At 39.2% G+C, this 25,478-nt stretch carries 16 protein-coding genes; 7 read left to right on the forward strand and 9 right to left on the reverse strand.

The annotated features are described in order from the left end of the window. Window positions 1-30 precede the first annotated feature (30 nt). Window positions 31-909 (forward strand): hypothetical protein, encoded by an 879-nt coding sequence (locus IPM47_12810; protein QQS27759.1) that lies wholly within the window; start codon window positions 31-33, stop codon window positions 907-909. Window positions 910-1,060: 151 nt separating this feature from the next. Here the strand turns inward: IPM47_12810 and IPM47_12815 are convergent, their stop codons facing one another. From IPM47_12815 to IPM47_12840, 6 genes are all read right to left on the reverse strand, one after another. Further along, a complete protein-coding gene (locus tag IPM47_12815; GenBank protein ID QQS27760.1) occupies window positions 1,061-2,386 on the reverse strand; it encodes a DUF58 domain-containing protein in 1,326 nt (441 codons plus the stop codon). A gap of 68 nt (window positions 2,387-2,454) precedes the next feature. Further along, window positions 2,455-3,162, reverse strand: coding sequence for an RNA pseudouridine synthase (locus tag IPM47_12820; protein QQS27761.1), 708 nt, complete (start codon window positions 3,160-3,162; stop codon window positions 2,455-2,457). Window positions 3,163-3,204: 42 nt separating this feature from the next. Further along, entirely contained in the window at window positions 3,205-4,386 is a 1,182-nt protein-coding gene (locus IPM47_12825) for a hypothetical protein (GenBank protein ID QQS27762.1), read from the reverse strand. Window positions 4,387-4,510: 124 nt separating this feature from the next. Continuing rightward, complete coding sequence (locus IPM47_12830) at window positions 4,511-5,728, reverse strand: bifunctional 3,4-dihydroxy-2-butanone-4-phosphate synthase/GTP cyclohydrolase II (GenBank protein ID QQS31467.1); 1,218 nt, start codon at window positions 5,726-5,728, stop codon at window positions 4,511-4,513. A gap of 4 nt (window positions 5,729-5,732) precedes the next feature. Beyond that, entirely contained in the window at window positions 5,733-6,923 is a 1,191-nt protein-coding gene (locus IPM47_12835) for a glycosyltransferase (GenBank protein ID QQS27763.1), read from the reverse strand. Between the two features lie 80 nt (window positions 6,924-7,003). Continuing rightward, window positions 7,004-8,206, reverse strand: a complete 1,203-nt coding sequence (locus tag IPM47_12840) for a glycosyltransferase (GenBank protein ID QQS27764.1) — start codon at window positions 8,204-8,206, stop codon at window positions 7,004-7,006. Window positions 8,207-8,350: 144 nt separating this feature from the next. On the opposite strand from IPM47_12840, the gene pbpC reads away from it, so the two are divergent. Next, window positions 8,351-10,708, forward strand: coding sequence for a penicillin-binding protein 1C (pbpC, locus tag IPM47_12845; protein QQS27765.1), 2,358 nt, complete (start codon window positions 8,351-8,353; stop codon window positions 10,706-10,708). 195 nt (window positions 10,709-10,903) lie between these two features. On the opposite strand, the gene IPM47_12850 is transcribed toward pbpC, so the two are convergent. Beyond that, the gene (locus IPM47_12850) at window positions 10,904-11,707 is read right to left on the reverse strand and encodes an alpha/beta hydrolase (protein QQS27766.1); all 804 of its coding nucleotides are present in this window, start codon (window positions 11,705-11,707) and stop codon (window positions 10,904-10,906) included. Window positions 11,708-12,021: 314 nt separating this feature from the next. After that, window positions 12,022-12,258 (reverse strand): hypothetical protein, encoded by a 237-nt coding sequence (locus IPM47_12855; protein ID QQS27767.1) that lies wholly within the window; start codon window positions 12,256-12,258, stop codon window positions 12,022-12,024. A gap of 334 nt (window positions 12,259-12,592) precedes the next feature. Here IPM47_12855 and IPM47_12860 point away from each other — a divergent pair, with 334 nt between their 5' ends. The 5 genes from IPM47_12860 to IPM47_12880 all read left to right on the forward strand — a co-directional run bounded on the left by IPM47_12860 (window position 12,593) and on the right by IPM47_12880 (window position 23,529). Continuing rightward, window positions 12,593-13,291, forward strand: coding sequence for a hypothetical protein (locus IPM47_12860; protein ID QQS27768.1), 699 nt, complete (start codon window positions 12,593-12,595; stop codon window positions 13,289-13,291). 384 nt (window positions 13,292-13,675) lie between these two features. Next, complete coding sequence (locus IPM47_12865) at window positions 13,676-14,368, forward strand: (d)CMP kinase (protein QQS27769.1); 693 nt, start codon at window positions 13,676-13,678, stop codon at window positions 14,366-14,368. Window positions 14,369-14,431: 63 nt separating this feature from the next. Further along, window positions 14,432-18,877, forward strand: coding sequence for an Ig-like domain-containing protein (locus IPM47_12870; protein QQS27770.1), 4,446 nt, complete (start codon window positions 14,432-14,434; stop codon window positions 18,875-18,877). Between the two features lie 138 nt (window positions 18,878-19,015). Further along, window positions 19,016-20,896, forward strand: a complete 1,881-nt coding sequence (locus IPM47_12875) for an HYR domain-containing protein (GenBank protein ID QQS27771.1) — start codon at window positions 19,016-19,018, stop codon at window positions 20,894-20,896. Beyond that, window positions 20,791-23,529, forward strand: coding sequence for an HYR domain-containing protein (locus IPM47_12880; GenBank protein ID QQS27772.1), 2,739 nt, complete (start codon window positions 20,791-20,793; stop codon window positions 23,527-23,529). The genes IPM47_12875 and IPM47_12880 overlap by 106 nt, the downstream gene beginning before the upstream one ends. Before the next feature lie 231 nt (window positions 23,530-23,760). On the opposite strand, the gene IPM47_12885 is transcribed toward IPM47_12880, so the two are convergent. Further along, window positions 23,761-25,383, reverse strand: coding sequence for a hypothetical protein (locus tag IPM47_12885; protein ID QQS27773.1), 1,623 nt, complete (start codon window positions 25,381-25,383; stop codon window positions 23,761-23,763). Window positions 25,384-25,478 lie beyond the last annotated feature (95 nt).

Genomic DNA, 25,478 nt, shown 5'->3' on the forward strand with positions numbered 1-25,478 from the left:
TCATTCATGCTTAAATTAAAACTTGTTCTCATGATCAACAAAAAACTTTTTTCATATTTAATGCTGTTTGCTTTAGTGGCAACGATTGCATCTTGCGATAAAGAGGATTACACCGGCTACAGCACCCTTTCAGCTACTGACGCTTCGGGTACTTTAACTTGGACTTTACCCTCTTCTTTGGTGGAAACCGATATTACCTATACATTTTCAGTTAATTTGGATAAACCGCAGATCGCTGACATCCGAATCCCTATTAGTCAGGTTGGCGGAGATGCTACCGCAGGCAGCGATTTCGAATTGGGAGGAGAAATTTTTATTCCTGCCTATTCGACTTCGGGTTCTGCTGAACTTAAAATCTTTGCCGATTCTGAAGTAGAAGGTACCGAAACATTAACAGTTCAGATTGGAGACAATACAGTTGCAAATTTGGGTTATGAAACTCAAACCAGAACCATTCAAATTGATAACTATGTTGCACCTATGCTCGATTTAGTTCTTGATTGGGATGGGGATGTTACGGTAGAGGGTTCACCAGTTAATCTTTGCAGTTCAGTAGATATTGATATCTATGTGTTTGATGTAGATGAAAACGATTTGGGTATCTATGATGCTGCAACAGGTTCATGTCCGGAACATTTAGTCTTTGATGGAATGGATGACGGTGACTATTATCTATGGGTTAACTTGTATGCCAACGACGTTCGTCCGACTGACGGTAGTGTTGTAGGATTTCCGGTTACTGTTTATGCAACTCAACCCGGTTTGTTTGAAAACGTTGTTTACACACAAGCTGAGGCTAATGTATTGAACAGTTCTGATCCTGATTATGCCACTGATGGTGCAAATACATTTAAACCATTGGCTAAAGTGACTGTTTCCGGATCAAGTTATACCATTACGATACTATAAATCAAATTTTTTTCAGGGCAAATTTTTTTGATTGGTTCTGATCAAATTGAGAATTTAGTATAAAACTAACTGCCGTTTTCCCATAAAGGAAACGGCAGTTTTTTTTTTGCCCTCTTTTACTGTTTTATCAGGATGTTAGATACTGTCAATTTCAAATTAACCCTCTTGCTTTCAATTCGAGATATTTATTAATCGTATTGACAGTTAATAGTTCAGGCGAGGTAAGAATACTGTATATACCATAACTGAGAAGTTCTTTAACGATCAATTTTTTCTCAAAAGCAAATTTTTCTGCGATTGTTTTTAGATAGACCTGTTCGATTGTTTTTACCGGTGAAGTCAATAATTGTTCGAGTTCGGTGTTTTCGAAAAAAATGACTACCAATAGATGTTGATGGGCTATTCGTCTTAAATTTGGCAGTTGTCTTTTTAAAGCAGATAAAGTTTCGAAATTAGAAAAAAGCAATAATAAACTACGCCTGTTTAATTTTCTTCGGATGCTGACAAAAAGCTTTTCATAATCAGACTCCAAAAACAGAGTTTCCTCATGATATAGCCTTTCAGATAAATCTAACATTTGTCTTCCCCTGTTACCGGCTTTAATGATTGTTTCAATATTATTTGAAAAACTGATTAATCCTGCTTTATCTCCTTTTTTAATCGCAATATTAGATATTACCAAAGCAGCATTAATTGCATAATCCAATAAACTCATTTGATTGAAAGGCATTTTCATACATCGCCCTTTATCAATTATGCAATAAACTTCCTGTGACTTTTCATCCTGATATTGATTAATCATTAAATCGTTTTTTCGGGCTGTAGCTTTCCAGTTTATAGTTCTGAAATCATCTCCTGAAACATATTCGCGAATTTGTTCAAATTCAATATTGTGCCCTAATCTTCTAATTTTTTTTATGCCAACTTCATGCAAGCGATTTGATATCGCGAGAAGTTCATATTTGTGCATTTGAATAAAAGAAGGATAAACTGCCACTTTTTTATTTAAAGCAAAAGAATACCGTCTATTAACCAAACTAATTGCAGATTGCACAAAAACATTTATGTTTTCAAAAAGGTATTCTCCACGTTTGTTTGGGCGAAGCCGGTAAATAATTACCTTGCTTTCTCCGGGCGCAATTTTTACTTCAAACTGTATATTGCGTTCCTGAAATTGAACAGGAATTTCATCTATAATTTTTAACCAAACATCAAATGGGTATTTGCTTTCAATAATAATTTTAACCTCATTTAAGTCGCCATTTGAAAATTTATCTGAAAGACTACGTTGTACATATAAACACGGCCCATTCTTATAGAGCAAAAAAACATCTAAAATTGATAGCAAGCAAAATGCATAAAACAATATTTTAACAAAAGGCAACAAAAGCGGAAAAAAGTAAGCAAATAAAAATAAAAGTCCGATACTTACTAAACCTGTGATAAAAAATTGTCCAATGTATATGCTTTTAATCATATCATCTTCTACAGTTAAAAATATGGTAAACTATATTAAACAATGATAAACAAACTGCGAAATTAACTTCAATCTTCAAAATGCAAAAATGTTTTCCATAACTGATCCTTTTCATCAATTTTTGTTGATAGGACTAAAGGTTGATTTGATTCCGGATGATTAAAAGTTATTTTTCGCAAATGAACATAGGTGATTTTTGCAGAGGCTGTTTTGGTATCTCCATATTTTTTATCCCCTCTAACCGGAGTTCCAATCCTTGCTAATTGCGCCCTTATTTGTTGTTTATGGTTCGTTGAGGTTTGTAAAACCAAAAGATTGCTGTTTCCAAGTGCTGCTAACATTTCATATCTCAACACCGATTTTAAAGAATTTGGCTGATGTGTTGTAAATACCTGCATGATGTCTTTAACATAAGCGTAACGCAGAAAATGTACTAAACTTCCTGATTCAAGTTTTGGTCTGTTGGTCGTTAGTGCCCAATACTCAAATGAAATTTTGAGCTTTTGAATGTCTGATTTAAGTTTTTGGGTTGCTTTGATGTTTTTGGAAAATAAAGCAATTCCGCTTGTTTCTGTATCGGGAGCGGCAATTAATTCTAAATACAGGCTTCCTGTTTTATTAGTATGTTTAGTTAAATATTGTTTAACCAAACTGCTTAAAGTAACAGGCGGCCGACTTTTTTCTTTTCCATCTTGCGGGGGAGAAATTGCCAACAAACCTGCAGGCTTATTGACAACAATAATAAATTCATCATCGAGAATTATATCAGGAATCATAGTTGGATGTCCTTGTTTTCTGAAGTAATGGTTTGACGTTTTTTAAAAACCAAACAAAATTCTTTTTGTGTTTTTATCTATTCTGTTTTCGCTAAACACAATATCGAAATTATATTTCACTGTGCCCAATGTTTTTTGAATGCGTTTGAAAATATCTATATTTTCGTTGGATATAACAGAGCAGACTTCTGAATTCATCTGCATTTGCTTTTCTACAAACTTTTCGTATGTTCCAATGAAATCATTTATTTCAAGTAAGAGGAGTTCGTATTCATTCAAATAAAACTTTACCTGCTCTACATAAAATTGTACATTATCGTCTCTGTCTGATTCGAAATTAGTTATTCCAATATTATTGGAGTCTGCTAACAAATTGTTGAAAAACAAATTACGCTGTTGCTCCATAAAATCAAAGGAGAGGTTGGTTTTGTCTCGGATATATTTTTCATAACCACCGTTGTAATCCAAGGCATCGAGATATTCGCTAAAAAATTGACGGGAAGCGTTTCTGAATGCATCCAATCTGTTATTCAAATTTCTGACACCGGAAGAAACAATTTGGTATTCTGCTTTTACCTGATTTGTGTAATCCAAAATACAAGTTAATCGTTTAAAGCTATCTGTTTTCAGCTTTTCTTTTTTGTGGTAGTTTGCTAAAAAGTAAGAGACTAACGAAAAACTGGTTGAAATTATAGGATTTGCCATGACCGGTGTAATCATTTTCAGTTCTTCGATGTTAAAAATATTAGAAAACATGCCCAACTTTCTTTCGCCTAATATTTCCAAAGACAGATTGACCGAGCGGTTAAATTCAGTGTAATTTGTCGGGTCAGCAAGCATAGAAAATTCATTTTGCAGAAGCAATTGACTAAAAGACAAATTAAACTGATTGGTTTCTTTGATGATGTGATTTAAAACCTGTTCGCCTGCTTTATAGCGGTTGTTCAGGTTATTGGTTGAAGAAATGTACTTTTCTTTGTTGGCGTTAGTCAGAATTGCCGTTATATCATTGCGGTTTACCGCATCTCTTTCCAAAGCAGACAAACGATTGGCGAGATTGCGATTTTCGGCTATAATTTCGGATGAAATTTTTTCTATTTTTTCTTTGTCAAAAATTTCTACTCTGATTGTATCAGGCATATCTGATATTAAGTCAGTTTGTGCAAAAATTAACCTAAAAGGCAGTAAGAATAAAACAATTGACAATTTCGAAATCAGATTCATAGAAAGATTGTTTTTATGATTTAATGACCACATTTTCTAAAAATGCTGAGCATTAACGCACAAAACGACAGATAAATTACAACAAAAGGAATTTAAACAGATAGGTATAAGACAAAGCAAATAATTAAAGGGCCGGATGTAAGTCTTTTAATATTTCATGTCCCATTTTATCTCTTTTTGTCAAGAGATAGCCTTCGTTATGAGGATTTGGACAAACTTCTATGGAAATGTTTTCAACAATTTCTAATCCGTAGCCAATCAACCCAATTCTTTTTTTGGGATTGTTGGTCATTAACCTCAATTTTGAAATGTTCAGGTCTCGTAAAATCTGAGCCCCAATACCATAATCGCGTTGGTCCATTTTAAAACCCAATGCGAGGTTAGCTTCTACGGTATCTTGTCCGTTTTCTTGCAGTTTATAGGCTTTTAATTTGTTTAATAGACCAATTCCCCTGCCTTCCTGATTCATATATAATATAGCTCCTTTTCCTTCCTGTTCAATTTTTTGCATTGCGCTGTGAAGTTGATCTCCGCAATCACACTTTAATGAACCAAGAACATCGCCTGTCAGACAAGAAGAATGAACACGGACTAAAATGGGTTCGTTTTCTTCCCATTGTCCTTTTGTTAATGCTAAATGAACATTGCCATTGTGAACTTCAGTATAGGCATGGAGATCAAAGCTGCCATATTTTGTAGGTAGTTTTACCGAAACCTCCCTATGCACCAAACATTCTTTTTGCAGCCTGTATGCTATCAGGTCTTTAATTGCAATGATTTTGAGATTAAATCGCTTAGCTACTTCAAGCAATTGCGGAAGCCTGGCCATACTTCCATCTTCATTCATTATTTCTACCAACACTCCTGCAGGTTCAAAGCCGGCAAGTCTGGCCAGGTCAATCGTTGCTTCTGTATGACCGGTTCGGCGCAAAACCCCACCGCTTTTTGCTCTTAGCGGAAAAATATGTCCCGGTTTACCTAAATCTTCCGGTTTGGTGTTGGGGTCAATTAATGCTTTGATAGTTTTTGCCCGGTCATGTGCCGAAATGCCTGTTGTACAACCATGCCCAATGAGGTCAATTGATACTGTAAAGGGGGTTTCGTGGGTGGCAGTGTTCGAATTGACCATCAATTCTAAACCCAATTCATCGCAACGTTCTTCAGCGATCGGGGCACAAATTAAGCCTCTGCCATAGGTTGCCATAAAATTGATAATTTCGGGGGTAACATTTCTTGCCGCTGTGATAAAATCCCCTTCATTCTCGCGGTCTTCATCGTCAACTACTATGACTAATTTACCTTTTTTAATGTCTTCAATAGCTTCTTCAATGGTGTTGAGCATAAACTCAGGTGTTTCGTTTTGTGGGTTTCCAAACATTGCTTTTAACTCCTTTTAAATATTTTAATAGCCCTATAAACAGTCCTAAATTCATCAGATAGAAATATCGGGCAAAACGGAAAATACGAATGTTAATATTAAATTTACCAAGACAAAAATCTGCAAACCAAAATAACAGACTAACCGATTGGAGTAAAAACAACAAGAAGTAAATATTGGTTCGGAAAGTCAAAATTGCTGAAATAATGTATGTAATAATCAAAAATAGAGGGGTAAACCACCTTAGTACTTTATGAGACCAAAAGAAAAAAGCCAGATACCCTTTACCGGGTAGCAGCAAGTGAGAAAACCTTTTAAGATTTTGAAAATTGCCTGCCGAAATACGTTTTTTACGTCGGTATTCTTCTGTTAAATCATCAGATACGTCTTCGTAACAAACTGCTTTCAATTCTTTTATAGAAAGAAACCCTTTTTCAAGTACTGTAAGAGTCAGGTAGAAATCATCTACTATAAAATTATCGGGAATGGGTTCAAATAAACTGCTTTTCATGGCATAACAAGCTCCAAAAGCTCCCATCATTGCGCCGCCGATAATACTTTCGTAGTGCTTCAATACATTTTCACGTCTGATATACCACATTTCCTGAAATGAAATTCCAACATCTTTTACCCCTATGTTTAAGACATTAGCGCCGACAATTCCCACATCAGGCCTTTTAAAATGTTTAGCTAAATGATAAAGCAGTTCGCGGGTAAACAATACATTTGCATCTGTCAGCACTAAGATGCTATTGGATGGAAGTATATCTGCATGATCAGACATGACCTGGTTAAGTATCTTTGGCTTACCATTACGGCCATTATAAATCCGTAATTTTATGTTTTTGAATTGATGAGAATAGTTGTCAAGAATTTGATGTGTGGAATCTGTTGAATTGTCAGAGCCAATCCAAACATGCAATTTCTGATGAGGATAAGTAGTATCGAAAATACTTTCCAGTTTTTTAGCAATGACCTTTTCTTCATTGAACACTGCCATTAAAACCACAATTTCGGGTAGTTCTTCATCAGGAGCAAAAACATCCCGGCTAAGGGATTTTCCTTTTGCTTTCCATGACAACCAAAATGGGTAAAGGAGATAGGTATGCGCAATGGCAGCCGCTGAGACCCAAAAAAGAATTTGTAGTAATAGCAGCAAATTGCAGGATTATATTAAGCTAAAAATTGAAATTTCACAATAAAATTCTTTGGAGTAAATGTCCTGAAGGTTATTTTCGTCTAAACAGTTACAAAGAAGAAAGCGATTAACTTTTTGACCAAAAAATTGTTGTCGTGATATTCTAAGGCAAAGTTACGGGCATTCGTGCTTATCTGATTACAGAATGATTTATTTTTTAACAAAACAATGATGTTTTCGGCAAATCTTTCCGCCGAATCTGCAATAAGAATGTTTTTTCCATCTGAATATTCTATTCCCTCTGCAGCAATGCTTGTTGCGACGATAGGCTTTCCCAATGCCATTGCTTCTATAATTTTGACTCTCATCCCGGAACCAGAAAATAAAGGAACTACCATTATGGTATGATTCATCATAAACCGGATTGCATCGGGAACCTCTCCAACTATATTCACTCCGACTATTTGTTGATGTTTAAATGAATCGGGTGAATTTCGTCCGGCAACATAAAGTTGAACTTCGGGAAAAGTTTTTCGGACTATTGGGAGAACTTCGTTGAAAAGCCAAATTAACCCCTGCCTGTTTGGAAGCCAATCGAGAGAGCCGATAAAAAAAAGCGTTGCTTCGGGAGTTTGATCCGGCAATAAAAAGGGGTAATTATTTGTATCAACTCCGGCAGGTAAAACCATCATCTTTTGATGACAGCCTAATTGCTTTAATATGTTTGCATCAATTGGTGAAATAGGAATTAACCCGTCAAACTCTGGCAACATCTTTTTTTCATAGGACTTAAATTGTTTTGCTAATATTTTGAGGTAGATACTTTTAAAGATATTTTTTTCTTCCTGTGCTAACCGTTGCCAGATTAAATGTTCAATATTATGGGTGCGCATAAACACGGGGGTATCCGGGGCAATTTTTTTTATGAGGTTTAAATATGGAGCGAGATAAATACCTTCCATCAGAACAATATCAAAGTGTTGTTCTTTCAGCAATGTGGTGAGTTTATTGGCGAAATCCTGAGAGATAAACCGCTTAATATTGTAAGAGCGGTTTTGTAAAAGTGCCTTAAATGCACTAAACAAATTCAGGTTCGTGTTGATAAAAACGGTTTCAAACTTAGCAACTGATTTAAAATCTTCCGGCAGTTGATCAACGTTAAAATTATGCTTTGGTGTGTTCATTGCAAGTAAAGTAACTTCATGTCCTGCTCTGTGTAATTCTTTGGTAATTGACCATATTGCGATAGCTTCTCCATCTGCAACCGGGAAAGGATTTTTTTTACAAATTTGAAGAATATGCATGGTTTCTGGTTGTTAAAATTTGAATATTGGCATAGATTTCAACAGAAAAATTCTTTGAGCCAGAGTCCGTTAAAGTTATGTCAATTCAATCAACAAGGTGAAATACAATTCGATTACCTTTGTTGTATCCAAGCAGGTAAAGGTATGAGATTTAAGGAACACTTTTTTCATTTAATTAAGCATCTAAAATTGGTTTTATTGCGATATGACCGTCAGGTTAGTTTCGTATTATTTTCGTTGTCTGCTTTTTTTTGTGTTGCGCTCATCGCCGATTTATTATTCCCTCCAACTACTTTTCGTATTGAGTATTCTCAAATCGTTACAGACAGAGACGACAATATTCTTTATCCCTTTCTTACTTCTGATGATAAATGGAGAATGTTGACCGAACTGGAAGAAATAACTCCAACTTTGAGGAAAGCCATAATTTTTAAAGAAGACAAGTATTTTTATCTGCATTATGGCATAAACCCGGTAGCCATTATCCGGGCTTTTTCCAATAATTTGCTGCAACGGAAACGCACCTCCGGAGCTTCAACCATTACCATGCAGGTAGCCAGGCTATTAGCTCCCAAAGAACGAACTTACTTTAATAAATTTGGAGAAATAGTTCGGGCTATTCAATTGGAATGGCATTACAGTAAACCGGAAATTTTACAACTTTATCTGAATTTGGTGCCTTATGGCAGCAATATTGAAGGGGTGAAATCAGCCTCTGTTCTTTTTTTTGACAAACAACCCAATCATCTTAGTCTGGCTGAAATCACCATTTTGGCGATCATTCCTAACCGGCCGACTTCTTTACAAATCGGTAAAAACAATGAATATCTGATTGAAGCAAGAAATAAATGGCTGCTCAGATTTAAGAAAGCCCGCCTCTTCAGCAATTCCGAGATAGAAGATGCACTTTTAGAGCCATTTGAAGCCCGGAGATTGGATGCACCCAAGTTTGCTCCACATTTTGCTATCAGAATGAAGGAAAAATTTCCCAATCAACCTATCATTAAAACTACACTGCGCTTTAATTTTCAAAAAAAAGCCGAAACGCTGACTGCGAATTATATCAAACGTCTTTATTTTCAGAATATCAGAAATGCAGCAATAATCATTTTAAACAACAGAACCCACGAGGTAGAAGCTTATGTCGGCTCGGCCGATTTCGAAAATACGGAAGACGGCGGTCAGGTGGATGGGGTAAAAGCAATTCGTTCACCCGGAAGTACCCTTAAACCTTTTTTATACGCCTTGTCATTCGACAAAGGTTTGATTACCCCCAAACTTAAAGTAAGCGATGTTCCGGTTAACTTTTCGGGATATACACCGGTTAATTTTGACCAAGTTTTTAACGGAAGTGTTACCATAGAAACTGCGTTAGCTTATTCATTAAACATCCCTGCAGTAAAAACACTGAATGAATTAGGAGTTGGTTATTTTACCGATCAACTTACTCAGGCCGGGTTTTCTCAAATTAATGCAGACAAAGAAAAAATGGGACTTTCCCTGGCGTTGGGCGGTTGCGGGGTGAGATTAGAAGAACTGACTAATTTATATTCAGCATTTGCCAACAAAGGAAAGTTATACAATCTGAATTGGCTGAAAGGAACGAAAGACACAAGTTCCCGGCAGATAATATCAGAACAGGCCGCCTATATTTTTACCGAGGCACTGACAAAAATCAGTCGCCCGGATTTGCCGAAAAATATGGAAAGCAGCAAGAATCTGCCGAAAATTGCCTGGAAAACCGGCACTTCTTATGGGCGCAAAGATGCATGGAGCATTGGTTATAATGCCAATTATACCATCGGAGTTTGGGTCGGCAACTTTTCGGGGGAAGGAGTTCCTGAACTTGGCGGAGCAACAATCGCCACCCCTTTGCTATTTGATATTTTTAACAGCGTTGACTATTCACCCGGCAACGACTGGTTTGCCCCGCCCGATGAAATCTCCTACCGTTGGGTTTGTTCTGAAACCGGACATTTACCACAACCCGATTGTACTAAAACAGTTATGGATTATTATCTGCCCATGATTTCAGACAACAAAATGTGTCAGCATCAAAAAACCTATTTTGTATCCGCTGACAGCAGTATCAGTTATTGCACGTCGTGTTTACCGGAATCGGGGTTTAAAAAGAAAAACTATCCCGTTTATCCTCCTGAAATAGTCGCTTTTTACGAATCAGAAGGCATTCCTTATGAAAAACTCCCTCCGCATAACCCCTTATGTGACCGGCTTTTCAGCGGGACAGCCCCTTTGATTACCTCTCCTCAAAACGGACAGGAATATTTGTTAGACCCGATGGATAATACTCAAATTGCTTTGACCTGCAACACATCCAACGATGTTCAGGTTGTATATTGGTATGTCAATGATCAGTATTTAAAACCGGTTATGCCAACGGGTAAACTTTTTTTTATTCCCAAACCGGGCAGAAATAAAATAACCTGCGTGGACGACAAAGGTCGCAAGGAGCAGATTTATATTATGGCTAAGTATTTGTAGAAATTGACTTTCATTGGTTTTGCCGTTTCTCTATCCCTTTGTTTAGAGCTGTTTTCTCTTTCTATAAGTGTGGATTGCGCCCCCGGATGTTATTAGGGTCATTGAGTATTGGCTTAGTTCAATTTCTTTTTCATATAGTTTGACCATTTTTACCTGAAATTGCATGATACCACCATTCTCTTGTTGGTGGCAGTTTTAATTCCCCGTCTGACTGTTAAAAAAACTAACAATTTTATTTTCGTACTCAGCCTTATGTTTAGATTTCATCAATGAAGCATGATTAGCCTCTTCAACTGTCCATAACTCGGTCGGAACAGGGCTGTTGTTGTGAAACACACGACCCATTGCAACAGTCGCAACATCATCACTTTTTGAATAGATGAGCAATAAGGATTTTAATTTCTTAGCTTCTTTAATTCTTTCCTGCATGTTATATTCTTTTTTGTACTTTGGAAAAAAGAAATAAAAGGCTTTTAGCAGTTTGTATGGAATAGGATACTTTATCCAAAAATCTTCCAAAGAGGTTGCTGCACTTTCTACAATTGCAAATTCAAAAGGATGAGTATCATAGGCAAAAGAAACGGTTGCCCATTGACCTCCAAGCGAAATTCCAAAATATCCGATGGGAAGATGAGGGGTTAATTTCAAAGCTTCGTTTCCTATGGCAAGAATATCTTCAAAATATGAAAAATTCCCGTTTGTACTTTCTCCAAAACCATTGATGTCAAAAATCAGGGTATTAAATCCGTTTTCTCTCAATAACTGCGTATAACCATTTTTAAGAAAATATCCTTTGGCTTCTTTACCCATTGGATGCCCTAATACAATAGTCGCTTTTTCCTGATCGGTTACTGCCTTTGCAAAAAGACCGTAAATAGTTCCTCCGGTTTTACTTTTTGCCTGAATTTTTTGCCATTCTTTTTGAGACTCCGGGGTTAAAGGATTTTGCCATTTTACCATAAATCGGCCAAACATAGGTTTCTTTAGCAGTTTGTACATAAAACATTGATTTTAGTTTGAAGGAGTATTGTTGTTTTGGTAAAGCACAGGCATACAACAGCATGACCTTTTTGTACATTTTGAATTTGTGAGGCGAATTTAGGGGACTCTACACATTTTTAGTATCCTACCTTTACCAACTTGATTTAAGTTTGGCAACATAATCAACTCCAAAATCTACCCACAAGTATAGCTGTTTCCTTTTTATCCAACAACATAAGTTAGATTAATTTGGGTTGCTAACTGTTGATACTACTTTACTAACAATAATAATGTATACAACATGGGCTAATGATCATTGATAAGGATGTTTATTACCTGTTTGCCTTCATTTGGTACACATCTTCCATCATTTCGTACACATCTTCCCTCATTTGGGCCACATCTATCAACATTTGGTACACGTCTTCCATCATTTGGGCTACGTCTTCCATCATTTGGGCTACGTCTTCCAACACTTGGGCTACGTCTTCCAACACTTGGGCTACGTCTTCCATCACTTGTGCTACATCTTCCGTAACTTGGGCTACATCTTCAGTCACTTGGGCCACATCAATAATTGCGTGGTACACGTCTACCATGGTGTGGTACACGTCTATTGTGGCGTGGTATTTACTTATTTTTATTTATGTTCAAGCCTGTTTTTCTTAAATTGGTTAATAATCAACCAATCTCGTTCGCTTAAAATTGGCTTTTATTAAGAAATAGGCCTTATGTTTTATGTGAAGAGCAACTTTTTTTGAGAATATTTTTATTTGTTGGAACTTTTATCAAAACTATTTCCTTTAACGGAATGAACTTCAATAAGCAAACTTTTTAAAACAATAAACAATAACATTTATTCAAATAAAACACTTTTTTAGTTAAATTCAAATTGAAATTTTTATGGCACAAGATTATTGGTTACCCAGAGATTACATGGGACAAAAAACGTGGATAGATAATTTTTCGGTCAAGATTGGAGGTTACGAAACAACCCTAAGTCTTACCCCCGAAATTTTAACCTACATTGCAGACGTTAAAGCTTACTCGGACTTTTTATTTCTTAAAGAAGTTGGATTGCGCGCAGATGTCAAAGAATTGATTAGCCACAGACGTATCTTTCTTAACGGTAAACCGGGGGAGGTTATCAACGCATTTCCGACAATAACTTTAAGAGGAACACCCCCGACAAGTATTAACGAACCGGTATTCAGAGCTTTAACCAGATTGGTTAGAACGATTAAATCACACGCCAATTACAGTGTTGATATTGGAAGAGATTTAAGAATTATTGGTGCTGAAAGGCCGCTTCCCGGCGAAGATGTTAAACCGGTACTTAGGGCAAAATTTGTGGGAGGCAAATTGATCATTTATTGGAAAAAAGGTAAAATGACTTCCATTGATTTTTATGTGGACAGAAACGATGGGAATGGATTAGTATTTCTTGGTAACAATGTTAAGCCCCATTTTACTTTAACCAATCCGATTGCCCCTGGCGAAGAACCTAAAACATGGAAAATTGTAGCCCAGTATCGCCTTGGCAACGAACCTTACGGAGATTATTCTGATCAAATTTACATTACACTTAGTTCAATTTTCTAAAACAGGTATCTTGAATTAGAAACTTATCTAAATGGGTTTTAAAAAAGTGAAAACCGCATTGCCATTAAAAAAGGCTTTGCGGTTTTTTATTGAAGTGAATAATAATAGACCGAAGTGTTATGTCTAAACTAAGACATATAAAACAGGTGTTCTGTTTACGAACCATGGTTTACACATCTTTTAACCTGTTATATTAAGACTTTACATACCAACACATTGCATCAACCTTAGCCCTGCCGATTTTAGTGTTAAAATAATACTGTTTTGGCAGAAAAATGATTGATATTCAAGATTATTAACCATGTGTACACATTTGTAACAGAAATGTTTTTTTTTAACAGAAAGTAACTAAAGAGTCATTTAGTTGCTACTTTTGCATGTTTAATGAAGCACAAAATAAACATTGCAGTAGATGGTTACGCCTCCTGCGGTAAAAGTACCTTGGCAAGAGATTTAGCCTCAAAATTAGGATACATTTTTATAGACTCGGGCGCTATGTACCGGGCAGTTACTTACTACTTTTTGACACATCAGACAGACCTCACTCAACAATCGCAAATAGAAGAGGCACTAAGCCACATTAAAGTTTCTTTTCAATCCCACCCCACTTCAAATCAACTTCAAACATATTTAAACTCCCAAAACGTAGAAGTTCAAATCAGAGACAAAGAAGTCAGCGAATTTGTCAGTCAAGTTAGTTCTTTAGAAGCTGTAAGGAAATTTTTAGTCAGACAGCAACAAGAAATAGGAAAAAATAAAGGGGTTGTGATGGATGGCCGGGATATAGGAACGGTTGTATTTCCCGATGCGGAACTTAAACTTTTTGTAACAGCCGATATTGAGGTCAGGACTCAGCGACGGTATTCTGAATTAAAGTCGAAAGGAATAGAGATATCTTTAGATGAAGTAAAAGAAAATCTGCAAACCCGCGACCTTATAGATACTACCCGGGCAATCAATCCCTTACGACAGGCGGAAGATGCCATAATGTTAGACACTTCCAAGCTGACCCGGGAAGAACAGTTGTTCGAAGCTTTAAAGTTATTAGCTCAAAAACTTAACACAGATATTTCATAGCTCAATTTCAGAATTAGCCACCAAAATTTTTTAACAGAAAAACAATTACTCAAACAGAATACTATGAAAAAAACATTTTTACCTCCGTACAGCCCATCTACAATAAAAAGGTATGTGGCTGGTTTTATTCTTTTTCTTACCCTTTTTATGGGGAATGGTTTGCAAAGCCTGTTTGCACAGGTAACTGTTACTGGCGCTGTTGCTGGTGACGGATCTTATAGTACATTAGGTGCTGCCTTTACTGCCATCAATGGCGGAGTTCAAACAGGTGCAACGATTAATATTTCGTTGTCAGGAAACACGACAGAAACAGCATCAGCCATATTGAATACCGGAGCATGGACAGCAGTTAACATAACAGCAACTGTTCCGGTTGTTATTTCGGGAACTATTGCCGGTGCTGTTATTAAATTAAATGGTGCTGATAATGTAACAATTGATGGTCGTATTGGAGGCACCGGTCGAAACATCACTGTACAAAACAACAGCACAGCAGCCACTACTGCAGCAATTTGGTTAGCAAGTGTGGCAGCAGGCAACGGTTGTACGGGCAATATCATCCGCAATTGTGAAATTGCCTGTGGTGCTACCCAAAACACATCCACTACTAATACATGGGGTATTATTATGAATGGTACCACAATCAGCAACACTGTAAATGGTACTGACAATGACAACAACACTTTTCAGGAGAACCGCATTATCCGGTGCCGGCATGGCATTGTAACCCGCGGAACGACCACTAACCTGAATGAAAACATACAGGTAATAGACAACATAATCGGCCCCGACTCTTTCGGTGCAGACCAAATCGGTATTGTTGGGATATTTATGCAGGCAGACAACAACAGTACAGTGAGTGGAAATACCGTCCAGTTTGTGGGAGGACCATTTGCCAGCACCACCGGCGGCGCAGACCGCGTCGGTATTGCTATTGGAGCAAATACCTGGAGCGTTACCTCAACAACCACGATCACTTCGACCAACTACACGGTAACGCGCAATCTGATTCATGATATTATAGAAGAACGCACATATTCGGCAGTCGGATTAATATTGGGCACTACGAATGGGGGATTAGCCACGAACAATTTTGTGTGCAGCAACATGATTTACAATGTTAAGTCTAATGGCATAGCAGGTGATGCAACATGTGGTATCGGCATCAGCGGAGGTCATACAGATCAGGTGGTTTACAATTCAATCCTGCTTTCAGGTGATGTTGATCCAAATCCCTCTGCAACTGCAACATCCATATTCGGAAGCGGTATCCGCACCTCCAACACTGCAACCACTCATAACAATCTTACCCTGAAAAACAATATTGTTTATATGGACCTTTCATCGTCCAGTTCACCGGCCGTTCGTTTCTACTGCGTTACAGGTACGGCTGCTGCATATACCTGGGGCACGGGTGGTTCTAACAACAATAACTTTTACTACAATACCGCAAACCCTCAATGCCTGACGGGTGGTCTCGCAACTACAAGCGGCACTACGGCAACTACACAGTTTACATTGCTTAGCGATTGGCAAACTGCTTATACCAACCCCGGTCCACAAGACGGGGCTTCTATTCAGGCGAATCCGGGCTTTGTTTCCAGCACCGACCTTCATATCAGCACCGGTAGCACTGCGGTGAACAACCTGGGAACCACAATTGGCGTTACCTGTTCAATTGATTATGACAACGAATTACGAAGTGTTACTACTCCCGACATTGGTGCGGATGAATATACACCGGTCTCTTGTTCTGTCGCCACCGGTGGCACTATCAGCCCCAACACCCAAAGCAAATGTGTGGGGCAAACTGCAACCATGACGACAACCGGCTCAACGGTAGGCGTAGGAACGACTTACCAATGGATGGTATCGTCAGTTTCGGGAAGCGGGTATGTTCCTGTTACGGGTGGAAATGGAGCAAATACAACATCATACACCACCGATCCTCTTTTAGTGGGCACTTATTATTATGTATTAGAGGTTACTTGTAGCAATTGCGGTCCTTGCAGCAGTTTTTCAAATGAACTTACGGTTACTGTAAATCCATATCCCACCGCTTCGGCAAGCAGCAATTCTCCGGTTTGTTCCGATGCTACACTTGACCTTACCTCTTCAACTGATATAGGAACCACTTTTCTATGGTCAGGTCCGAATTCTTTTAGTAGCACCATCCAAAACCCTTCTATTTCAAACATAACAACTGCAGGTGCAGGAACTTATACTGTTTCTGTAACTGCCTCCGGATGTACTTCAACAGCCTCAACATCTGTTTCAGTATCTCCGGCTATAACTGCTTCAGCCTCAGCAACCCCTTCAGAACATTGTGTGACAGGCACTTCCCAACTAAATGCCGTAGGAGGCGGCGGAACAATAAATTATTTAGTTGCATCTACTACTTATGCACTTCAGCCCACCGCCGGATTTACTACAGGTATTTCAGGAGACGATGTCATAAGCGCTTCTCTTCCTTTGCCTTTTACCTTTAACTTTTATGGTCAAGACAAAACCAGCTTTTTCATAAATACCAACGGACAAATCGGGTTTAATTATGCCGGCAGTTCGGCCGCACAACAACGCACCGCTCAAACCATACCTAATGCAACCGTTCCTAATGATAATATTAGCCTTTGTTGGTCAGACTTAAACCCAACAGCAGGTCAAATTACTTATGGTACAATCGGCACAACACCCGATCAAATTTTTGTTATTGACTTTAATAATGTGCCTTTCTTCTCTGCCACCGGTTCGGTTTCCGGTCAGATACAGCTTTATGAAACCTCCAATGTCATTCAGATTCATGTAACTTCTGTGAATCATGGAACCGCTACTTTTACACAAACTTTAGGAGTTGAAAATTCAACCGGCACGTTAGGAACCGCAGCTCCCGGACGCAACAATGTGTTATGGAACATTTCTACTCCAGAGGCATGGATATTTTCACCCCCTTCTGCACTAACTTATTCATGGTCTGAAAGTCCTGCATTACCCACAACTTTGTCTGCAACAAATATTGCCAATCCAATGGCAAATAGTGTAACAGAGACAAAAACCTATACAGTTACTGTAACCGATCCCAACAGTGGATGCAGTAATACAGCAAATACAACAGTTACCATTAATCAAAACGTAAATGCAGGTACTATATCCGGAACTTCTCCGCTTTGTGTTGGTGCAACAGATACTTATACCACAGACGGTACTTCCGGCGGAACATGGAACAGCAGCGATGATTTGATAGCAACCGTTGATCCCGGTACCGGTTTGGTTACTGCCATCGCGCCGGGAAGCGCTACGATTACTTATACTATATCAACTGGATGCGGAAGTCCTGTTTCAGCAGTTAAAGTTGTTGAGGTGATAAACAATACCTCAAACAGCACATCAATAACTGACTGCGGTTCGCATACCTGGTCGGTCAACAACGTAACTTATACAGAAACAGGAATTTATAGTTATGTAAACGGTTGTCATACTGAATATTTAGACCTCACCATAATCCCTACTACTTCAAATTCAACAACTATTTCACAGTGTTTCACTTATACCTGGCCGGTTAACGGACTTACTTATACCGAATCAGGCACTTATACCGATGTTAATGGTTGCCATACCGAAACTCTGAATTTAACCATTACTGAGGGATTTGTTCAAAATAATACCGTTACAGCATGTTTTGGCTACTATTGGTATGCTAATGATCAGTTTTATACTGAAAGTGGAATATATGAGTACATTGACGATTGTTACATGGAAATATTGAACCTGACGATTTCAGATTGTCCTTTGAATTTTTCATTCGAATTTCTTGATCCTTGTATCTGTAACAACGATGCTACCACTGCTGCCAACGACGGTACTTTTGATGAATATGCAAGTGTTTCTTTTGATACACAGTTTGAGTTTGAACCTGCAGATTTCGAGGTAACAGTTTTGAGTTCTACCGGTACTACAGGTTTGCCAAATGGAACCGTACTTGATTTCAACGGTGAAATACAACTGTGGGAAACTCCATTCTTTTCTCATGTTGATGAAGTTGGATATTCAATTGTTTTTGAAGTACGGGCTTCGGTTGAAAACAATTTGGGTCTTGATGGCGGGGAGTTAATTGCAACTGTTATCGGATCTAATAAATGTGCTTATCCCAATCCGGCTGTAAGCGGATTGGCATCGAGTTATTGCAGTTCTGATTCAGGCGGAGTTCCTGATAACGATATTACCGTAATCCTTACAGGTTCACCAACAGGACCTGAAGGAGTATTTACCCTTTCTGGAACAGATTTAACTGGAGGTCCGACAATGTTTACATTCACCCCTCCTGCAACCCTTGGCAGTTCTACCCTAACCGGTACTTACTTTGGTGCTGAAGATGAAGAAGGAGGCATATCTCCCGATGGCGGCACAACTCCCGCTTTCCCCGGATGTATTCAGCCTTTTTCTGCCACAACCAATATTGTAGATTGTCCTCCGGGATGTAATGCGTCACCCAATATGCAATGGGATAATTAATAGTAACCCAAGCGAACGGAAGCAAAATATTGTGCTACACAAAAACTTGCGACTGTTCGGTGAGTAGTTAAACAAAAGAGCGGCAAACTGCTCTTTAGCTGCTCACCACTTTATTTCATAACTCCAAATAAGTTCCAAATGAATTTAAAAATAAAAATAAGACCTTATAAAGGTGGGACGCTTGGGTGGTTGTGGTTACTATCTATTGTATTGCTGATTAGCCAAAACATATATTCCCAAATACCGGGAGGCACGATTACGGTTTCACCTACGGAGCCTATAATTGGTACTGTTTCAGGCGCTAATACCACCCCTCCTTACGAATTAATCTACTTGCTGAGAGATGAAAACAATAATGTTGTTGCTTCTAGTTTTACCGGAACATTTCCTCCACAGCCCGTGGGTTCTTATAGATTGACGGCCGTTAATCATGACGGCACTTTTGTTGTTCCCACAAATTTCGGAGAACCCGGCGGTTGTTTAGAATTACTTTCTCGGGATGTGCAGGTAATCGCTTGCATTGAAACCTGTGCAGGTGGTACTTTTACTGCCTCTGTGAGTTTTGCCAACATAGACGAACCCTATCTGGTAGATTATGTTTTAGTATGTGACAACAATATAGTAGGCACTCCAAATTCAACAGGTATTTTTACTGCACCCGGTTCTGTTTCGGCAGGCGGGTGTCAGGTATATGCCATCAACTACGATAGTACTGTCGGCTCACCAAGCTATATTGCGGGTGCAAACAATGCTTTAACGGTCAATAATAGCCTTTGTTACAGCATGGTTGACCGTTGTGTAACTGTTTTTCCTGTTCCTGATGCAACTGTAACTACAACGGATGTACTTTGCGCAGGTCCTAACACCGGAAGTATTATCATTACAGGGTTAGTCCCAAGCGAAACTTATTCTATTTCCTATTACAAGAGCTTTTACCCTCAAACAGTATTAACAGGACAAGTCGCAAACCCGCAAGGTCAGATAGTTATCAGTAATCTTAGTGCTGCAAATTATTTTGATGTTATTGTAACAAACAGTTTCAATTGTTCTTCTACACCTGTTGAGGTATTTATCAATCCGGCATCCGATTGTCCTTGTTATGAGGCATGTCCCGGTGGGTCTTTTCTCGCAGCAGTTAATCCTGCTACGGTTAACTTAAGCGGCACTTATCAGCTTGATTTTATTTTGGTTTGCGGTGATGCTGTGTTTAGTACAACCTACGACACCAATAAAGATGGTATGGAAAACATAACTGTTCCTATATTGGGTAGCGAATGTATGCTGTATGCCCTGAACCACGATGGACAGATTACTCCGGCAGATTACTTTGGCAGTGAAGGCAATAGTCTCGTGATACCGTCATTTTCTTGCTATACCGAACTTTCTCGTTGTGTAAGCTATGAAGACGATATTCCGCCACAGATTACCTGTCCCGGTACGCAGAACATTATTCTTAACGAATCATGTGCTTCTTTCTTGCCTTTATACAGCCCGGCAAGTGTTACAGATAACTGTGCATTATCTGTGGTCAGTCAGGAGCCTTCTCCCGGTATGCTCAATTTCGGTGTCGGACAAACTACCGTAACATTGTATGTTGAAGATATAGCTTTAAACTTTGCAACTTGTTCTTTCACGGTCAATCACATAGATATAACACCGCCGTCAATTACTTGTCCGGTTAATCAGAACCTGATACTTGATGGCACTTGTTCAGGTACTCTGCCTTTGTACAGTGCTTTAAGTGCTACCGATAATTGTGTTACACCAAGCGTAACTCAATCTCCTTTAGCTGGAACTACACTTTCGGGCATCGGTACAACAACGATAACACTGACTGCAAATGACGGAAACGAAAATATCTCAACCTGTTCTTTTGATGTCAACCGGTTAGATATTTCCCCTCCTTCCATAACATGCCCCTCTACACAGACTCTGTTATTAGATGCTTTGCATGTTCGGCAACCTTGCCATTATACAGTGCTGTTAGCACGGTTGACAATTGCGGCACACCTACAGTAACACAAACTCCACTCGCCGGAACAACGGTTTCCGGTGTAGGAACGACCACTGTAACCTTGTCTGCTAACGACGGTAACGGAAACATAGCTACCTGTTCGTTTAACGTTGACAGAGTGGACAATACACCGCCAACTGTAACATGTCCTGCAACCCAAACGCTAACACTTGGTGCTGTATGTACAGCAACTTTGCCTGCATATAGCGCAACCGGAAGTTCGGATAACTGTGGCATTCCAACCGTTACACAATCTCCGGCAGCAGGAACTACTGTTTCCGGTGTAGGAACGACCACTGTAACCTTGACTGCTAACGACGGTAACGGAAACATAGCTACCTGTTCGTTCAGCGTTGACAGGGTGGACAATACACCGCCAACTGTAACATGTCCTGCTACCCAAACGCTAACACTTGGAGCTGCTTGTACTGCTACCTTGCCGGCATATAGTGCAACAGCCACTGCCGATAACTGCGGTACGCCAACCGTAACACAATCACCTGCTTCGGGAACTACGGTAACGGGTGTTGGAACAACAACGGTTGTTTTAACTGCCAATGATGGCAACGGTAATATTGCTACTTGTTCGTTTAGTGTGAACAGGGTAGATCTAACTCCGGCAACGATTACCTGCCCGACTACGCAAACCTTAACCTTAGGAGCTGCTTGTACGGCTACTTTGCCGGCATATAGTGCGGTTAGTACAGCAGATAACTGCGGTACGCCTACTGTTACTCAATCCCCTGCATCCGGCACAATAGTTTCAGGAGTTGGTGCGACTACTGTAACCTTAACCGCCAATGACGGAAACGGCAACTCGCCTGCATCCTGTTCGTTTACGGTAAACAGGGTGGACACTACTCCTCCGACCATTACCTGCCCGGCGAACATTACCCAACTGTCATCTCCTACAACTTGTAATGCTGTGGTGAGTTGGGTAACACCTGCTACTGCCGATAACTGTGCCGTTGCTTCGGTAACCCCTTCGATTCCGTCGGGAAGTACCTTCTCGGGCACGACAACAGTAAACTATACAGTGATTGATGCTTCGGGCAACTCGGCAGGATGTTCGTTTACCGTTACCATCAACGATGGACAACCACCTGTTTTAAGCCCTTGCCCTGCTAACATCGTGAATTGTAACAACACCATTACCTGGACACCACCAACAGCTACCGACAACTGTATAACCGTAAATGTAACGGGGACTCACAACCCGGGAACAGCGTTTCCGTTAGGAACAACAACGGTTACCTATACAGCAACAGATGGTGCAAACAATACTGCCACCTGTTCATTTACGGTTACCGTGAGTTTGTTAACCGCAAGCCTTACCGCTTCAAACTACAACGGCTATAATATCAGTTGCTTTGGAGGAAATAACGGATCAATTACTGCTACGCCAAGTGGTGGAATACTTCCTTATAGTTATGTTTGGAGTAATGGACAAACCGGTTCAAACATGGCTACAGGATTAACAGCAGGTTTTTATTCAGTAACCATCAGCGATCCAAGTGGTTGTACAGTTGTTCAGACGATTACATTAACACAACCTCAAACTCTGAACTGTACGGCTACTGTTGTAAATCCCACTTGTTTTGGCAGCAACAATGGTTCTATTACCACCAATGCAAGTGGTGGCGTAGCTCCTTATAATTATGCATGGAGTGGCACGGGTGGACCTTTTGGAAATGTCAGTTCTATCAACGAATTAGACGGCGGCACTTACACGGTTACGGTTACAGATGCTAATGGTTGTGTTTGTATTAATACATTTACAGTTGTAGAGCCTCCTGAGATAACTCCTTTAGCAGGTACGGTAAACATTTTTGAAGGTGCAGGAATTATTCCGACCTTTTACAATGTCAACATTATAACTTTTAGCGGGGGGTTAGCGCCTTACAATTATGTTTGGAACAACACCGGCTATGTAGTATATAATATTCCATCTCCGGGAACTATTAATATTATTTATGCCGATAATGCCACATGGAATGTTACCATTACCGATAGTAATGGATGTGGTGTCGGGTTGCTGGAGTTTAGCAGTACTTCAGGGAATACAAATCCTGCGGGACTTTTGAATATTATTAACAGCACAATCACTCCTGATTTCGGTTTGAGCAATGGTACCATATCTTTAAATGTTGGTGGAGGAACTCCGTGTGCCGGTGGTGTTTATCAATATCAATGGAGCGGCCCAAGTACATGGACCGGTGCACCTGGAGCTACATCTAATAGCTTAACTAACCTGCCATTTGGTTGGTATGTTGTTACAATTACCGATTGCAGCAGCACACCTCAATCCACAGTAGGATGGTTTTGGGTACCAAAGCAAACCCGGGGTAGGGGTAAATCAGAATTTACCAATGACCTGATTCAGGTTGCTCCCAACCCGTTTGCACTTGAAACTACCATTTCCTTCTCTTGGCCAAAAGATGATGATCTGAGTTTAAAAGTGTATGATGTTGCAGGACGAGAAGTAATGAAATTATTTACCGGAACTGTAAAAGCCGATCAGTTATACGACATAGAATTTGATGGACGGGCGTTGCCTAATGGACTTTATATTTGCCGTTTGGTAAATGCAGAAGGCATTAGCATCCAAACCAAAACTTTGCATCTTCAATCAAAGTAACCCGTTCTTTTAATCTTTAAAAAGCCCTTACTCCTTTCGGGAGGAAGGGCTTTTTATTAAAATCCAACGTGAAGTTTGACTTTGATTTGGGTTTTTATTGGGCGTTCAATAAGATAAGCGTGGACTAATGTATTAATGAATGGTCAACAAGCCCTTCAATAATACAACCTCGAAGAGGTGAATGTTTGCAACAATTGAATTGACATAAACTAATTTGTAAATGTCTAACTGTTAAAACAAGAGTTCTTTTCTTGCCATATTTAGGCGAAATCCGAGGCCAAAATAATGATTGGATAAATTGCCTGTGGGTATTTCAGCTTTTTGACGGCGGTAATTATAGTTCAAATCGAGCCATAGATTGTGTTTCCACATATAGCTCAATAAAAAATCGGCAAACAATATTTGAGTTTCATTGCCCTGAAGAAGTTCGTTGTCATAGTCCTGTGGGCGGTTGGATGTATTGAGCAAAAATATGTTGCCTCCCCAGTTTACAGAGTCCGTATCTGCGCCAAACTGAGCATACAGAACATTGAGTTTTAGGTCTAAGAATTGATGAGGTTTGTATCGGATGATCGCAAGCGCTTCCCGGAAATTGGCTCCGAAAGGGTGGGCGAGGGGTTGGTTAAAATGTGTATAATTTCCGCTTTCGGTATTGTGGCTATAAGTGTATGGTCTGACTGTGTTAAATTCTATCTGCAGGTCGAGGTTGCTTATATCGGCTACATCTATATATTTTAATCCTGCCTGCATTCCGTATTTATTCGCCCACCAACCGGTTTGGTTTTTAATTTCAGCAAACTTAAATTCGTCCAGAACTACTTGTCCATATAGTGAGAACCGCTTAAGGAAGTTGTATTTAAAATCCATCCCCAGAATAACATTGTCGGGACTGCCAAGATGATACTCTATCGCCCGGTAAAAAACAATGGGGTTGAGATAGCTCAATTCAAAATCCCCGTTTTCCCTTCCAAAAACAACTCCTTCAAAGATACCTAGGTTAAAACGCTTAGTTATGTTCATGCTCAAGTGGTGCATTGCGGCATATTTTTTTGGCAATAACCCATCCGCTGCATTGCGAAACTGACCAGTTAATTGCATGAACAGGTTTTGGTAATTAAGCCTCCAAATTTGAGTGTTTAGCTTCAGAAACAAATAATTGTTTGAGAAATCGGACAAAAACAAACTTCGTACCCCATTCCCGATAAAATTTTTATCATGTCCGAATTGGAGACGAATCCTTTCCAAAGGCTGAAAGGTGAAATAGCCCTTTGCATGAAAATAATCGTATCCGGGAGCAAAAAGACTGTCGCCAATCATGCTGTTAAAATTTTTAAAACGCCCTTCCCCCGGAACCGCATTATGCCTGACTATATATTGGTCGGCATATTCAGGATAACTGACCTGATTATCGGTCAAAAATCCATAGAAACCGAGTGCATCGTTTATCATGCCTCGCAATTCAATGCCTCTTGTGTTGATATATCGAATTTCATCGGTGCTTGATTCTTTTCCAAGCTGCATGTGCAATATGGGGTTGACAATCAAAACAGCCTCTTTGCGTTTAATGCGCAAAAAATCGGATGGATATTGGTACAGTTTTTTTAAAAAAGGTTTTTTAGTAGGAACCAACCCCCAATCAGTCCATTCGTTATTGTCTTTATATAAATGGTATTGGCTGAATCGGTCTTGCTTTTTGAAACGCACATTTTGCATCTCATCCATGCTTTCAGCAAGTAAAACCGCATTGAATCGCGTATAAGGTTTTAGGGCAGTAAATATATAAGAAGTATCTAAACGCCCAGATTTTATTTCTATCCGGTCAAGGATATGATACGCGTGATTTTGAAGAGGCAAAAATGTGCTTTGCGCAAATAGATTAACCCAAACAGATAAATAAAGAACAAGAACTAAACAAAGGCAACTTCGCTTCATATTGACAAAAAGGTAGT

It is taken from the genome of Sphingobacteriales bacterium (assembly GCA_016700115.1).
GTDB lineage: Bacteria > Bacteroidota > Bacteroidia > Chitinophagales > UBA2359 > UBA2359.

Bases quoted from the DNA above. Each gene is read 5' to 3' on its own strand.
- IPM47_12810 (QQS27759.1), top strand. From the start codon at position 31: ATGATCAACAAAAAACTTTTTTCATATTTAATGCTGTTTGCTTTAGTG.
- IPM47_12815 (QQS27760.1), bottom strand. From the start codon at position 2,386: ATGATTAAAAGCATATACATTGGACAATTTTTTATCACAGGTTTAGTA.
- IPM47_12820 (QQS27761.1), bottom strand. From the start codon at position 3,162: ATGATTCCTGATATAATTCTCGATGATGAATTTATTATTGTTGTCAAT.
- IPM47_12825 (QQS27762.1), bottom strand. From the start codon at position 4,386: ATGAATCTGATTTCGAAATTGTCAATTGTTTTATTCTTACTGCCTTTT.
- IPM47_12830 (QQS31467.1), bottom strand. From the start codon at position 5,728: ATGCTCAACACCATTGAAGAAGCTATTGAAGACATTAAAAAAGGTAAA.
- IPM47_12840 (QQS27764.1), bottom strand. From the start codon at position 8,206: ATGCATATTCTTCAAATTTGTAAAAAAAATCCTTTCCCGGTTGCAGAT.
- pbpC (QQS27765.1), top strand. From the start codon at position 8,351: ATGAGATTTAAGGAACACTTTTTTCATTTAATTAAGCATCTAAAATTG.
- IPM47_12850 (QQS27766.1), bottom strand. From the start codon at position 11,707: ATGTACAAACTGCTAAAGAAACCTATGTTTGGCCGATTTATGGTAAAA.
- IPM47_12860 (QQS27768.1), top strand. From the start codon at position 12,593: ATGGCACAAGATTATTGGTTACCCAGAGATTACATGGGACAAAAAACG.
- IPM47_12865 (QQS27769.1), top strand. From the start codon at position 13,676: ATGAAGCACAAAATAAACATTGCAGTAGATGGTTACGCCTCCTGCGGT.
- IPM47_12870 (QQS27770.1), top strand. From the start codon at position 14,432: ATGAAAAAAACATTTTTACCTCCGTACAGCCCATCTACAATAAAAAGG.
- IPM47_12875 (QQS27771.1), top strand. From the start codon at position 19,016: ATGAATTTAAAAATAAAAATAAGACCTTATAAAGGTGGGACGCTTGGG.
- IPM47_12880 (QQS27772.1), top strand. From the start codon at position 20,791: ATGCCCCTCTACACAGACTCTGTTATTAGATGCTTTGCATGTTCGGCA.